Origin of the sequence: Spiractinospora alimapuensis (genome assembly GCF_018437505.1) — a bacterium.
GTDB classification, from domain to species: Bacteria; Actinomycetota; Actinomycetes; order Streptosporangiales; family Streptosporangiaceae; genus Spiractinospora; species Spiractinospora alimapuensis.
In genome coordinates this window covers 5,389,583-5,402,805 of the sequence record NZ_CP072467.1, presented here as the reverse complement: position 1 = coordinate 5,402,805, position 13,223 = coordinate 5,389,583, and the positions used below count along the sequence as shown (strand labels likewise).

At 68.8% G+C, this 13,223-nt stretch carries 12 protein-coding genes and 1 tRNA gene; 4 read left to right on the top strand and 9 right to left on the bottom strand.

Translation table 11 applies throughout. The features are described 5' to 3' along the window. Window positions 1–580 precede the first annotated feature (580 nt). The 6 genes from J4H86_RS25145 to J4H86_RS25120 are packed head-to-tail and all read right to left on the bottom strand — an operon-like array spanning window position 581 to window position 5,165. Window positions 581–1,324 (bottom strand): urease accessory protein UreD, encoded by a 744-nt coding sequence (locus J4H86_RS25145; RefSeq protein WP_236540797.1) that lies wholly within the window; start codon window positions 1,322–1,324, stop codon window positions 581–583. Between the two features lie 2 nt (window positions 1,325–1,326). After that, a complete protein-coding gene (ureG, locus tag J4H86_RS25140; RefSeq protein WP_236540796.1) occupies window positions 1,327–2,031 on the bottom strand; it encodes an urease accessory protein UreG in 705 nt (234 codons plus the stop codon). Continuing rightward, window positions 2,024–2,692 carry an urease accessory protein UreF gene (locus J4H86_RS25135; protein WP_236544168.1) on the bottom strand — a complete coding sequence of 223 codons (669 nt, stop codon included), beginning with the start codon at window positions 2,690–2,692 and terminating at the stop codon, window positions 2,024–2,026. The genes ureG and J4H86_RS25135 overlap by 8 nt, the downstream gene beginning before the upstream one ends. Window positions 2,693–2,701: 9 nt before the next feature. After that, window positions 2,702–4,411 carry an urease subunit alpha gene (locus J4H86_RS25130; protein WP_236540795.1) on the bottom strand — a complete coding sequence of 570 codons (1,710 nt, stop codon included), beginning with the start codon at window positions 4,409–4,411 and terminating at the stop codon, window positions 2,702–2,704. Then, on the bottom strand, window positions 4,408–4,851 hold the full coding sequence (gene ureB, locus J4H86_RS27740) for an urease subunit beta (RefSeq protein ID WP_236540794.1): 444 nt from the start codon (window positions 4,849–4,851) through the stop codon (window positions 4,408–4,410). Before ureB ends, J4H86_RS25130 begins: the two co-directional genes overlap by 4 nt. A gap of 11 nt (window positions 4,852–4,862) precedes the next feature. Beyond that, the gene (locus J4H86_RS25120; RefSeq protein ID WP_236540793.1) at window positions 4,863–5,165 is read right to left on the bottom strand and encodes an urease subunit gamma; all 303 of its coding nucleotides are present in this window, start codon (window positions 5,163–5,165) and stop codon (window positions 4,863–4,865) included. 582 nt (window positions 5,166–5,747) lie between these two features. On the opposite strand from J4H86_RS25120, the gene J4H86_RS25115 reads away from it, so the two are divergent. Then, window positions 5,748–7,073: a cytochrome P450 gene (locus J4H86_RS25115; RefSeq protein ID WP_236540792.1), complete on the top strand. Its 1,326-nt coding sequence runs from the start codon at window positions 5,748–5,750 to the stop codon at window positions 7,071–7,073. An 18-nt stretch (window positions 7,074–7,091) separates the two neighbouring features. Here J4H86_RS25115 and J4H86_RS25110 read toward each other — a convergent pair whose 3' ends face one another. Next, window positions 7,092–7,700: a TetR/AcrR family transcriptional regulator gene (locus J4H86_RS25110; RefSeq protein WP_236540791.1), complete on the bottom strand. Its 609-nt coding sequence runs from the start codon at window positions 7,698–7,700 to the stop codon at window positions 7,092–7,094. Window positions 7,701–7,891: 191 nt separating this feature from the next. Between J4H86_RS25110 and J4H86_RS25105 the strand changes: the two genes are divergently transcribed. Then, entirely contained in the window at window positions 7,892–8,761 is an 870-nt protein-coding gene (locus J4H86_RS25105; protein WP_236540790.1) for a hypothetical protein, read from the top strand. A 412-nt stretch (window positions 8,762–9,173) separates the two neighbouring features. Here J4H86_RS25105 and J4H86_RS25100 read toward each other — a convergent pair. Next, window positions 9,174–9,246, bottom strand: a tRNA-Ala gene (locus J4H86_RS25100). 148 nt (window positions 9,247–9,394) lie between these two features. Here J4H86_RS25100 and J4H86_RS25095 point away from each other — a divergent pair. Next, complete coding sequence (locus J4H86_RS25095; protein ID WP_236540789.1) at window positions 9,395–10,873, top strand: sodium-dependent transporter; 1,479 nt, start codon at window positions 9,395–9,397, stop codon at window positions 10,871–10,873. 83 nt (window positions 10,874–10,956) lie between these two features. Here the strand turns inward: J4H86_RS25095 and J4H86_RS25090 are convergent, their stop codons facing one another. After that, window positions 10,957–11,610 (bottom strand): TetR/AcrR family transcriptional regulator, encoded by a 654-nt coding sequence (locus J4H86_RS25090; protein ID WP_236540788.1) that lies wholly within the window; start codon window positions 11,608–11,610, stop codon window positions 10,957–10,959. A gap of 219 nt (window positions 11,611–11,829) precedes the next feature. On the opposite strand from J4H86_RS25090, the gene J4H86_RS25085 reads away from it, so the two are divergent. Further along, window positions 11,830–13,191 carry an MFS transporter gene (locus J4H86_RS25085; RefSeq protein ID WP_269134502.1) on the top strand — a complete coding sequence of 454 codons (1,362 nt, stop codon included), beginning with the start codon at window positions 11,830–11,832 and terminating at the stop codon, window positions 13,189–13,191. Window positions 13,192–13,223 lie beyond the last annotated feature (32 nt).

The window sequence follows — 13,223 nt, the reverse complement described above, 5'->3', positions numbered from 1 at the left end:
TGGAATACGCTCTTTCGCCCAGTTCTGGGTCCGGTCGAGTCCGCGGCCGACCAATGCGCAGCGGTGACCGCGGGCGGCCATGGGCGGCTCGGAGATCGGGCCGTCCCCGTGTTGGCGGGAGCTGGTGGCCAGCACCGATTCGTCCCGCGCCGTGTCCCCTTTTCGCGGCCCCGGCCGGGTGCTGGTGGGGCGCGCATGGTGGTCGAGCCTATGCTCGCGAGGAGCTCTTGGCCGGTAGCGGCGTCGGTCCCGAGCCGGTCAGCGATCCTTCGCCAGGTTCCGTCCAGGGGCCAGCGACGGTGGCGCCCGGTGGAGGTCCGCCCGTGCCGTGCCTTCGGGCGAGTTGGTGGGCGGGGCGAGCATGGCCCACGCGCCATCGGTGAGTTCATGACGGCCGGGCACGTTCACCCACTTTGCCAGGACAGACCCCGCTCCGCTCCCACTTCATGAGTCAGTGCCAATGTGTGGAGGACCGTCTCTTCGCCCCGAGTACCGTGACGCGAATGCTCCTGTCGCCCCACTGACGACGCCGCGTTCCGCGGGACCCGACGTCTGGCCCAGTGCCCCGCGCGATGTCCAGCTACCCCCGCACCGTGGCCGTCGTGACGTGGCCCCGCCAGCGGTTCCACGTGTCGTTGAGGGCCGCTTCGACGGTGTGGGCCTCGCGGGTGAGGGCCCGGGCGAGGGCGCCAGGACCGGGGAGACGGGTCTCGTGGGAACGGGGGGTGGTCTCCTCGGCTCCGACGAGGGTGGTGGTGGCGAGCACTCGCGCGTCGGCGAGCATTCCGGGGTCGGCGCGTGTGGCGGGATGGCGGAGGTCGACGTCCTCGACGAGAAGGTCGCGGCCACCGTATCGGGCGTGGGTTGAGGTTCTCAGGGCGCCGCCCTGTTCTCCACTGCGGCCGAGAACCACTGTTTCGGCGACGAGCGCCCGGGCACCGGAGTGGAGGTCGAGTGCGGTGTGCCGGGAGACGTCGGCGCCGTCGGCCACGACGAACGGCGCGCCACGCCAGAGCAGTCCGGCGTTCTCGGCCAGGCGAACCGAGGTGTGCCAGCTCGCCCGGCCACCGCGGGCGTCGTAGGCGACGGTGCCCGACGGTTCCAGCAGCTCCAGCGTGACGCCGGGGCCAACGGCGATGGTGAGGCGGATGTGGTCGCCGGCGAGCAGGGTGGCGCAGACGGCGACCAGCGCGATCCGCGCGTGGGTGCCGTCCAGCTCGACCAGGCGGGGCCGCAGGTGGGCCCCGCCCTCGAGCACGGCGGCGCGGGCCCGGCCGCCCACCGACTCCACGACGATGGAGGTCTGTGACTCCTCTGCGGTCATCGTCAGTGGCTGTGGGCGTGGGAGTGCGGTGCCATGGGACCGGGGTCCTTCGCCTCGTGCGTGCCACCGTGGAAGGCGGCGGCGATCCCCCGCACCCACTCGCTCAGGCGCGCGACGGAGTCCTGGTCGGAACGGGCGAGGGCGAGCACGGGCAGGCCGTGCCGTGCGGCGGTGGCGTCGGCGACCATCTGTTCGACGTCGACGTCCACGTGCGGCGCGAGGTCGGTCTTGTTGACGACGAGCAGGTCGGCACGTTCGATCCCGGGGCCGCCTTTCCGGGCGACGTCGCCGCCGCCCGCCACGTCGATGCAGAAGATCTGCGCGTCGACGAGGGCGGGGCTGAACGTCGCCGTGAGGTTGTCTCCGCCGCTCTCGACGATGACGATGTCGAGCGGTGCGTACTCACGCTCGAGGTCCTCCACCGCGATCATGTTGGCGGTGACGTCGTCGCGGATCGCGGTATGCGGGCAGGCTCCCGTCTCCACGGCACGGATCCGGTCGGGGCTGAGGACTCCGGCCGCGCGCAGCATCCGCGCGTCCTCGTCGGTGTAGATGTCGTTGGTGACGACCGCGAGCTCCGCTGTGGAGGAGAGTTCGCGGCACAGCGTGCCGATCAGGGTGCTCTTTCCGGTTCCCACCGGGCCCGCGACGCCCAGCCGCAAGGGACGGGTGGTGGACGGGCCGTGGGAGTGGTGGTGCTCAGGCAATGAAGAGTCTCCTTGTTCGTCGTTCGTGATCCAGGGACCACTGTTCGATCCAGGGCGCGGTCGCCGCAGGCAGCTCGGCGGGCGTCGTGGGTCGGGTCGCGCGCAGCGTCGTCTCCTCGATGGCGGGCCCCAGGTCAAGGACCCACCACGCGGCGTCGGCCGGGTCGACCGGCAACAGCTTCAACGCCGCCGACGCGACGGTCTGGGCGTCGTCGTAGAGGCACACGCGGGCGACCTGCTCGTCGCTCATCCCGGTCACGGCGGCGACGACGCCCAGGGCCACGGGGCGTTGTGGTCCCGACCCGAGCGCGGTCAGCGCGGCCACGGCCTCGTGGTCGGGCCACCAGCGGGTCGCCAGTCGACAGAGCCCTCGACCCAGGAGCCCGGACGCGGCCCGCAGCGGCTCGCTGGGTGTCCGGGCGAGTACCGCGTTCTGGACGACGTCGAGACGGACCGGCGGGTCGAGCGCCGCCCTGCGGGCCATCACCGTGGCCGCCGCCTCGACCAGACCCACGGTTCGCACCCGCGTCCGCATGTAGGCCGGCACGTCCTTGACGGTCAGGCCGGCCGCCAGCGCCGGCTCCAGGCCGGCGGACTGCGCGTGACCACCGATCGGCAGGCGTCCGTCCGCCAGCAGCAGTGCGGTGATATCGGGTGTCATGGCCACGGCTCAGAACATGGTGTAGCGCTGTGCCAGGGGAACCCAGTCCACCGGGTTGGGTTTGACCAGCTCACCGTCGATACTGATCGCGAACGTCTCCGGGTCCACCTCCAGCCGCGGCAGGGCCGTGTTGTTGGGGAGGTCGGCCTTCCCGATGTCGCGGGTCGGCCGCACCGCCACCAGCTTCCGGCGGATGTCGAGCGTGCGTGCCAGCCCGGAGTCGATCGCCGCCTGGGCCACGAAGCTCACGGACAGGTGCGGCGCGGAGGTCGGCGCGCTCGGCAGGGCGGTCCGCATGAAGACCGGCTGTGGCGTGGGGATGGTGGCGTTGGGGTCCCCGAGGGCTCCGCCCACCGCTGCTCCGCCCTTGATCACCGTGTAGGGCCGAATGCCGAAGTACGCGGGATCCCAGAGCACGAGGTCGGCGAGTTTGCCCTTCTCGACGGAGCCGATCTCGTGGTCGATCCCGTGCGCGACGGCGGGGCAGATCGTGTACTTGGCGACGTAGCGTCGGGCGCGCTCGTTGTCCGCGGGTAGTGAGGAGTCCAGGGTTCCACGCTGCGCCTTCATCACGTGCGCCACCTGCCAGGTGCGGCAAATGACCTCCCCGATCCGGCCCATGGCCTGGGCGTCGGAGGAGGTGATGGAGATCGCGCCGATGTCGTGGAGGATGTCCTCCGCCGCGATCGTGGTGGACCGGATTCGGGACTCGGCGAAGGCCAGGTCCTCGGGCACCGCGGGGTTCAGGTGGTGGCAGACCAGCAGCATGTCCAGGTGCTCGGCGACGGTGTTGACCGTGTGGGGCAGTGTCGGGTTGGTCGACGCCGGGAGCACGTTGGGCTCGCTGGCCACCACGATGATGTCGGGCGCGTGCCCACCTCCGGCCCCTTCGGAGTGGAAGACGTGGATGCCCCGCCCCGCGATGGCGTCGAGGGTGTGTTGCACGTAGCCGGTCTCGTTGAGGCTGTCGGCGTGCAGCGCGACCTGGAGTCCGTACTCGTCGGCGGCGCGGAGCGCGGCGTCGACGGCGGCTGGGGTCGCTCCCCAGTCCTCGTGCACCTTGTATCCGCCGGCCCCGCCGAAGGCCTGCTCGGCGAGCCCCTCGGCGCTGACTGTGCTGCCCTTGCCCAGCAGCAGCACGTTGAGCGGCAGATGGTCCAACGCGCGGTGCATCACGGCCAGGGACCAGGGGCTCGGCGTGACGGTGGTCGCCTTCGAGCCCTCGGTCGGGCCCACCCCGCCTCCGGTGACGGTTGTGGTACCGGTGGCGAGCGCCTCCAACATCTCGGCTTCGGTGATGAAGTGGGTGTGGGTGTCGATGGCGCCGGCGGTGAGGATCTTGCGGTCCCCCGCGATGACGTCGGTGCCAGGCCCGATGATGAGGTCCGGGTGCACCCCGTCCATGGTGTCGGGGTTACCGGCCTTGCCGATCCCGGCGATGCGGCCGTCCCGGACCCCGACGTCGGCGCGCACCACGCCCCAGTGGTCGAGGACGATCGCGTTGGTGATCACCATGTCCAGCGCGCCGTCGGCGCTGGACGTCACGCCCTGGGCGGCGGACTCTCGGATGGTCTTGCCGCCACCGAACACGACCTCGTCGCCACCGACACACAGGTCCTGCTCGATCTCGATCCACAGATCGGTGTCGCCCAACCGGACCTGGTCACCGACGGACGGTCCGTACAGCCGGGCGTAGTCCCGACGGTTGATCAGGCTCACGCGTCTCCCCTCTCGTCCTCGTCCTGGTCGGGTTCGTCCTGCGCGGGCTCGTCGCTGACCTTCGCGGAGGCGGGCAGCGGGTGTCCGGGCATCTCGGGCTCGGTACCGGGCGTGCCGAACGGAACCACGGTTTTCGGGGCCCGGCTGTGCGGGGTCAGTTCCACCCCTCGGATCTGGAGGCCGGCGATGAAGCGGCGCCCGCCGAACGTGACCAGCTCCACCGACCGGCTCACCCCGGGTTCGAAACGCACGGAGGTCCCGGCGGGGATGTCCAGGTGGAACCCCATGGCAGCCTCCCGGTCGAAGCTGAGCGCCGGGTTGGCGTCGGGTAGGTGCAGGTGGGATCCGACCTGGATCGGCCGGTCGCCGTCGTTGACGATGACCAGGGTGTGTTTGTCCCGGGTTTCGTTGAGTTCGATGGGCGTTTCGCGAACGCGCATTTCTCCCGGGATCACTGGATCGGCTCGGCGATCGTGACGAGTTTACGGCCGTCCGGGAATGTCGCTTCGACCTGAACGTCGGAAAGCATCTCGGGCACCCCTTCCATGACTTCCTCTCGGGTCAGAATGCGGCGCCCCTCGGTCATCAACTCCGCGACCGAGGATCCTTCCCGGGCGCGCTCCATAACCCAGCAGGACAACAATGCGACAGATTCTGGGTGATTGAGGAGAACTCCGCGTTCACGGCGGTCACGGGCGACCATGCCGGCGACGCTGAGCAGCAGCTTCTCCGTATCTGACGGAGTGAGATTCATATAAACCCACCCTTTTGTTCACGCTGGACCGAGGCAGGACAGTAAACTCGCACGTCACATTCGGAGCCATTTGGACATGCTGACGCCACACCCCGGAAATCATGCCGAAATACACGTGCGGTCGATCGCGACATGCCGAATCAGTCCGTCCAACAACTCCGAAACCATCGGCGATCGACGGGTCGTCGCAGATAATCTAGGTATAGCAGGAATGGAGAGACTCGGTCACACGTGTCGTTGGTGAGTTCGGCGACTATCCCCCGGGACTTCGCGCCTCCCGCCCGCCGCGATTCACGACTCGAGCATCGCCGAACCCGTGTTGACAGGGGATTCGCCGGAATCCCCCTCCCGGACGCCAGCGACACGCCCCAGCCAGGACGGACCGCGGGACCCCGCGATGGAGAGGAACACCACCACACCGACCGGCCGCCGTGGGGCGAGGAGGGCAGTGGCCAGGTGCCTAACAGGCGCCAAAGCGACAGTTGATATCAGTTGACAGTCAATAGCAGTTGTCGAATACTCGCCGTGGTGACCACTCGTGTGTCGGTCGAGGGGCACCCACCACGGTCAGGGAGGGATGACGTGAAGGCGCTGGACGTCGTCGAAGGCGCGACCAGGGACGGGATCCGCGCCGGATCGCTCGCTCTCCTGCGATGGCGGGGCGGGATCAGCGGTGATCTGCTGTCGAACCGAGTGCGCGCCGACCCCTACCCGATGTATCGACGTCTCCGCGAGATGGGGCCGGTCGTCGAGACGTCCATGGGTTTGGTGACCACGAACCACGCCGTCTGCGACGCCGTGCTTCGCCACCCCGGAACGCGTACCGCGACGGCCATGCGGGAGGACATCAAGGGAGGCGGCCAGCGCTTCCAGCGATGGTTGTTCGGCTCACCCCCCCGGCCTGGGCTGATCGAACCGATCGGCCCCGAGTCGATGATCGGGATGGATCCGCCGGACCACACCCGGATGCGTCGGCTGGTCAGCAAGGCCTTCAGCCGGAAGGCCGTGGAGGGGATGCGCCCTGAGCTCACCCGCCTCGCCGACGACCTCGTCGCACGGGCGACGCGCCGGCCAACGTTCGACCTGATGACGGAGTTCGCCGGGGTCTTCCCGGTTCTGGTCATCTGCGAGCTGCTCGCGATCCCGCGCCCCGACCATGAGCGGTTCCGCAGGTGGGGAGCGGCCCTCGCCGCGGACCTCGACGCGATCGTCCCCGCACGCCGCCAACGCGCGGCGACCCAGGCCCTGGTCGATCTGCACACGTACTTCACCGCGCTGATCGAGCGACGTCGGCGGGATCCGGGCGAAGACCTCCTATCCCACCTGATCGAGGTCCAGGACGAGGGAGAACGGCTGACCCGCCGTGAGCTGATCGCGACCTGCACCCTGCTGCTGTTCGCCGGATTCGAGACGACCGTCAACCTGATCGGGAACGGCACCCTGGCTCTCGTTCGACATCCGGAGCAGCGCGCCCACCTGCGCGCGAACCCGGGGGCCGTCCCCGCCGCGGTGGAGGAGCTCCTGCGCTGGGACGCGCCCATCCAGCTCACCGCGCGGATACCGACCGAGGAGATCGAGGTCAACGGGTATCGGCTGGCCGTCGGCCAGCCGATCACGCTGATGATCGGTGGGGCGAACCGCGACCCCGAGGTGTTCGACCGTCCCGAGACACTGGATCTCGCCCGGGACGACGCCCGGCGTCATCTGTCCTTCGCCGCCGGACCGCACCACTGCCTGGGTGCCGCGCTGGCGCGCATGGAGGCGGAGATCGCGTTCACCACGCTCCTCGAACGGCTCGCCGGCCCACGTCTCGCGGGACGGGCCCGGCAACGACCCACGTTCGTACTGCGCGGACTCAGGTCACTTCCCCTGCACAGCACTCCGCTCACCACCCGTTCGGGCGGGTGAGCCCCCCGGGAGGTCGACTCAGACGGGTGACGATGTTTGGTCGGGTAGGCCCTGGCTGAGCGTCGCGAGGGTCCGGTCCAGCAGCTCCGTCAACGGCTCGCTGAAGCTGGTGGCGTGCCAGTACTGCAGGGCACCCAGCACCGCGCCGTAGGTGGCCCCCAGGGCGACCTGAATGTCGAAGGTGATGCCGTCGTCCTCACGGTGCTCCCGAGCGAACTCCTCACCGATGAAACGCAGGCGCTCGAAGAGCTTCTGCGACATCGCGGCTTGGAGGGCGGGGACCTCCATCAGGTAACGCACCCGCCGCTGGGTGACGTCGTCCTCCATCCCGTGAGTGAGGTAGTCGACGAGCCGGGCGCGCGCCACCCCGATCACCTCGGCACCGCGCGCCTCCCGCGCCACCGACTGGATGCGACTGTCTCCCCCACTGGGGTCGACCAGCACCAACCCCTCCTTTGTCCCGAAGTATCGGTACACCGAACTCGGTGAGACCTCCGCCACCTCGGCTATCTGGTCGATGGTGACGCCGGAGAACCCGTACTCGTCGAACAGGTCCAAGGCGACGTGCTGCACGTGACGCATGGCCGCCCGCCGCTTGCGTTCCCTCAACCCTGGCTGCTGTGACATGGCTTCACTCTAGCAATTTCTGATAGTTACTTGCATTTTCGGGGGAGGGGGAGAGGAACTCCGCCCATGAAGGGACGACGTCGCTGGGCGTACCGGTGGAACGCCGGCGCGGCGGCCATCACCTCACGCCACGAACGGGCGCCCCTTTTCGCGACATCCCCCCTCTGACGAGGGGCGATACCCTCATAGGCATGAGTCTGACGGATCCACTGGAGTCCCCGCGACAGAACGCAACCGAACTCCGAGGATCTCCAAGGGCGCTGACCGCGACACTGATCTGGGGTCTGGGCGGGTGCGCCGCCGCTGGCCTCCTCGGCCTGGGGATTGGCGGAATAGTCGACCAGGTACGGATCGTGCTGTTGAACAGCGTGTTCAGTAGCTGGGACGCCGGAGTTCCCGTAGCCCTGCGCGCCGCCGCGATCCCTCTGGGAATTCTGGGCTCCATCCTGTGCTTCGGCCAGTACGCGAAGTGGAACCACCGCTTCACGAGGCGGGCGACACACTTCGCCTTCATCGGTCCCGCGTCGCTGGTGCTTATCGGCCTCGCTGTCGGCACCTGGGCCGCGACGACCATGTGGGCCGAACCAGACACGGTCGGCATCGCCGTGGATCCCACGTTCCACAACGACGAGGCGTGGGGGGTCGGCGCCTGGGTCATGTATTCCGCACAGTGGTGGCTCCCCGGCCTCTTCGTCCTGCTCGGGGGACTCAGCCTGATCGGTCGACTCGCCTCCAACCGGCACCGGACGAGGAACGCAACCCTCGCGGCCGAGCTCCTGCGCTCGGGCATTCTCGTCGACGCCGAGGTCGTACAGTCCCCGGCGGTGTCCCTCGATTCCGCGCGCACCGCCGCGTCCGTCATCGTGAGGTTCTCGGACCCCGCGGGCGCCTCCCGCTGGGTGCGATGCTCCCTCTTCTTGCCTCCACGCGAGGTGCCCCTACAGGGCGAGTACCGCCCCCTGGTGTTCGACCCGAGCGACCCCGGGAACAGAAGGCGCATCCTCCTGTCTCCCACCGGAAGCCTCGAACCGGTCGATTTCCTGCCGACGCGGGCAGCCTGACCGTCTCAGTAGTGTCACCGCCGGTTCCTTGCGTGACCATTCGCGGCGAAAGCCCCACCCGCGCCTCCAGCCGCCCCCGTCCGACAACGACCAACGTCACCTCGCGGGGCCCGGCGCGCAGCGCCCAAAAGACACTGTGGGGTGGTCGTCCCCCCGACAAGCACAAAAGGCCGACTCCAGCGAGCGCGTCTAACGCGCGAGCAGAGTCGACCCCAAACCACCCAGAACAAGGCCCCCGGAACCACCCCACCAGGCCCCCAACCCCGTCCGACAACAACCAACGTTGCCACCCGGGGCCCGGCGCGCAGCGCCTAAAAAACACTGTGGGGGGTCGCCCCCCCCCCGACAAGCACAAGAGGCCGACTCTCGCGAGCGCGTCCAACGCGCGAGCAGAGTCGGCCCAGAGGTCGAGTGGAGCTATGGGGATTCGAACCCCAGACCTCCTCCATGCCATGGAGGCGCGCTACCAACTGCGCCATAGCCCCGTGTGTTGTCAGGTTACAGGATTTGGCGGGTGGTTGTGTCGGGGTGGCGTGTGTCTTCCCTTGCGGGGAGGGGCGTATGTACGGTTTGTGCGGGTGGGGGGTTCTACGGCTCCGTTCGCACACGGGCGGGTGGAGAGGTCGGGATCGCATGGAGCGATTTCGTAGTCGGTACGCGCTGGTGGCCGCTGGGATCACGATGGCGGTCGGTGTGGGGAACCTGTGGCGGTTTCCTCGGGTCGCGGCGGAGTGGGGCGGCGGCACTTTCCTGATCATCATGGTGTTGGCGTCGGTGTTGTGGGCGATTCCGTTGTTGATCGCGGAGTCGTTGTTGGGGTCGAAGAGTCGTCTGGGGACGGTTGGCGCGTTCCGGGATTTCATGGGGCGCCGGTTCACGTGGGCGGGCGTGTTCATGGGCTTGGTGACCGTGGGGATCCTGGCTTACTACGCGGTGGTGTGCGCGTGGACCTTGTACTACTTCGGCACGTCGCTGAGTGGTCGCTTCGTTGAGCCTGATATCGACACCGGAAGGATTTGGGAGAACCTGACGGCGTCTCCCGTGTTGGTGGTCGCGCTGCAGTTGGTGTCCATTCTGCTGGTGGTGCTGGTGCTGGCTCGGGGCCTGAAGAAGGGCTTCGAGGGTGTCTTGATGGTGGCGATGCCGGCGCTGTTCGTGTTGCTGGTGATTCTCGCGATCCGCGCGGTGACGTTGCCGGGCGGGTTCGAGGGGTTGCGGTATCTGTTCGCTGTCGATCTCGCGGACTTCGGGAACGCGCAGGTGTGGTTGGAGGCGTTCACCCAGATCGCCTTCTCCACGGGCGCGGGTTGGGGCCTGTACCTGACCTACGCGGTCTACTCCCGGGATCGGGAGGACATGGCGGGCAACGCCACGATCCTGACGGTGGGTGATCTCATCGCGGGGCTCCTCGCGGGGATCACGGTCCTGTGCACCCTGTTCGCGCTCACTTCGGTGGTGATGGCCGAGGAGGCGTTGGCCGCGGGGAACGAGGGGATGGCGTTCGTGCACTTCCCACCGTTGTTCGCGGACATGCCGGGCGGGGTGGTGTTCGCTCCGCTGTTCTTCCTGGCGTTCGCCCTGGCGGGACTGTCCAGTCTGGTGGCCATGGTGGAGCTGGTGGTGCGCAACGCCATGGACATGGGGGCGAGTCGCCTCACGAGTCTCGTCGTGGTGGGTGCGGGAGCGTTCGTGCTGGGCATCCCGTCGGCGTTGAGTACGGACGTCTTCGCGAACCAGGACTTCGTGTGGGGGGTGGCCCTGTTGTTGAGCGGGCTGCTCGCGGCGATCGCGGTCATGAAGTACGGCCTGGGCCGAGCTCACGCGGAGGTGGCGGAAACCCAGTCGATCCCGATCGCGGGGTGGTTCCGGTTCTGTATCGCCCTGTTCCCGGTGATGTTCGTGGCGCTGATGGGTTTCTGGATCTACCAGACGCTCTTCGTGTTCGGTGACCCGTGGTGGGATCCGCTGCGACCGTTCAGCCTGATGACCATGGTGTCGCAATGGGCGCTCATTCTGGTGGTCGCGCTGGTGCTCAACGGTGTCCTCGCCCGGCGCGTGTCAGCCGGTCCGCTGTCGGGACGGCCGCCGTCGTCCCCGGACGTGGGCGCGTGAGCCGTCGGTTGTGCCTTGTGGTCCCGTGCCGGTGGGCACGGGACCACAAGGCCGTGAACGACGGCGGACTCATGTCCCTCTGGTCAGGGGTGCTCGTGTGACGTTGGGGCGAGCCACAGACCGGTGATCGCGTCGATGAGGCCGGTCGTGGCGTCGTCCCACGAGGCGCGTGCGGTCGGGAGTCCTTCGGCCAGGGCGAGTTCTCGTTCGGCGACGGCGTGCAACATCAGTTGACGGGTCATGGCCCCCCGCTCCTCGCGGACACCTGGCGGGAGGTCCGGGAGGCAGGCACGGAGCCGTTCCAATGTGGTCCGCAGAGCGGGCGCGGATCGGCTCTCCTCCGCCACGATCTCGCGGAAGGCCGGGTCGGTGCAGATCTGCGCGTTGAACCGGGCGAACCACGTGGGTGGGCCAAGCTCGGCCAGGTACTGCGTCGGAGGGCGCACGAGGCAGGCGACCCAGTCCCGGATCCCGGCGTTGTCGGAAACCCGGGCGACCATCCGCCCGCGCAGCACCTCGATCTCCTCGTTGTGTCGCCGGACGATCGCTCGCACCAGATCGGCCTTGCCACCGAAGTGGTAGCTCACCGACGTGTTGTTGCCCTGACCGGCGGCCTCGCTGACCTGCCGGTTGGAGACCGCCGTCACTCCGTGTTCGGCGAAGAGCCGCACCGCCGCCGCGAGGATTCGTTCCCGGGTCGCGGTCGCCCGTTCGTCCCTCACCGTCCTGCCCGTCATGCCTTCCTCCGTGTAGGGCGCTGGACGCGTCAGGAACCATCTGACGCTCGGCCCCGCGTCCACGATCCGTCCACCCTCCTGTTAGCGTAAGTCAATCAACTGACTTAATTCCTGTCGAGTTGTGTCCGGCCGTGACGGGAGCGCTCTTGCCCATGACCACCGTCCTCGCCTTCGCGGACCGACGGCTCCACCCCAGCACGGCCCCACGTCGTAGTCGCGGTGCTCGCGCTCAGCGGCATCATCGTCGCCCTCATGCACACCGTGATGATCCCCCTGGTTCCCGCCCTGCCCGAACTCCTGGGCACCTCCGCCGCCGACGCCAGTTGGGCGATCACCGCCACCCTGCTCGCCGCCGCCGTGGCCACCCCCATGCTGGGACGACTGGGCGACATGTATGGCAAGAGACGGATGGTACTGGTCAGCCTGGCGATGCTCGTGGTCGGCTCCCTGGTGTGCGCCCTGTCCCACAGCCTCGCCCCGATGGTCGTCGGCCGAACGTTGCAGGGGTTGGCCGCGGGAGTGATTCCGCTCGGCATCAGCATCATGCGTGACGAGCTCCCGCCCGAGCGACTCGCCGGAGCGACCGCACTGATGAGCGCGTCTCTGGGCGTCGGCAGCGCACTCGGTCTACCCGCGGCGGCCCTGCTCGCGGATGTGGCCGACTGGCACGTGCTGTTCTGGGTGGCGGTGGGTCTGGGCACCCTGGCGACCGTGCTCGTGTGGACCCTCGTCCCCGAGTCCCGACAGCGCACGGGCGGTCGCTTCGACCTGCCCGGGGCGGTGGGACTCTCGATCGCCCTGCTGTGTCTCCTCCTCGCCGTCTCCAAGGGCGCGGACTGGGGCTGGAGTAGCAGGTTGACGTTGGGGCTCTTCGCGGGAGCCGCCGTGGTGCTGACGGTCTGGGGCTGGTGGGAGCTCCGGAGCCGTCAGCCGCTGGTGGACCTGCGGACGTCGGCCCGCCGCCAGGTGCTGCTCACCAACATCGCCTCGGTGGCGTTCGGCTTCGCGATGTTCGCCGTGTCGCTGGTGATTCCACAGATCGTGCAACTGCCGGAGGCGACTGGGCACGGACTCGGCGGTTCCATGCTCGTCGCCGGTCTGGTGATGGCGCCGAGCGGGCTGGTGATGATGGTGATGGCGCCCGTGTCGGCGCGGATCTCCCGCGCGATGGGGGCGAAGGTGACCCTGATGGTCGGCGCCGTCGTGGTGGCGTTCGGCTACGGCCTCGCGCTGGTACTCATGTCCTCCACCTGGGGCCTGGTCACGGTCTCCTGCGTTGTCGGCGCGGGCATCGGGCTCGGATATGGTGCCATGCCCACCCTGGTCATGGGGGCGGTTCCCCAGTCGGAGACCGCCGCCGCGAACAGCCTGAACACCCTCATGCGATCGATCGGCACCTCGACCTCCAGCGCGGTCGCGGGGGTCGTGCTCGCCCACATGACGCTCAGCGTGGGCACCACCCAGCTCCCGTCCGAGGCCGGCTTCCAGACGGTCCTCGGCATCGGCGCGGCGGCGGCCCTGGTCGCCCTGACCATCGCCGCCTTCCTCCCGGGACGTCCGCGATCGGTGGCACGGAGTTGAGCCGCGAAGCTGACGGGCGCCCCGGTCGCCCC